At 38.8% G+C, this 312-nt stretch carries 1 pseudogene; it reads right to left on the reverse strand.

Features of this window, described 5'->3' with window-relative positions:
• A pseudogene (locus ACFILW_RS09995) lies at window positions 1–312 on the reverse strand (hypothetical protein); the annotation flags it as partial.

The raw sequence follows: 312 nt of genomic DNA on the forward strand, positions 1-312 counted from the left end.
AGCCTTCCCTACCTCACCACCTACAATAGCCGATAAAGTATATTTCAGCCCTTCAAAAGCACCGTTAACAAACTTTGCACCACCGCCAAAAAACTTTGCAATATCTGCTGATATTTTATTAATCTGACTACCATTGATTGCATCGTGGGAATTTTCAGAAAGGCTACCTTTTTTGACGTTATGAAGAGCAACTGGCTCGTTATTCTTATTGCCGCCCAAAGTCACACTACTATAATTAACATTACCATCTTCATCTTTATCATAGAGAACCGCAGCAGCAGTTGCTGTCTCAATATCTTTAGTAATATCCTT

The organism is Bartonella sp. TT110JLCBS (assembly GCF_042193405.1).
GTDB lineage: Bacteria > Pseudomonadota > Alphaproteobacteria > Rhizobiales > Rhizobiaceae > Bartonella.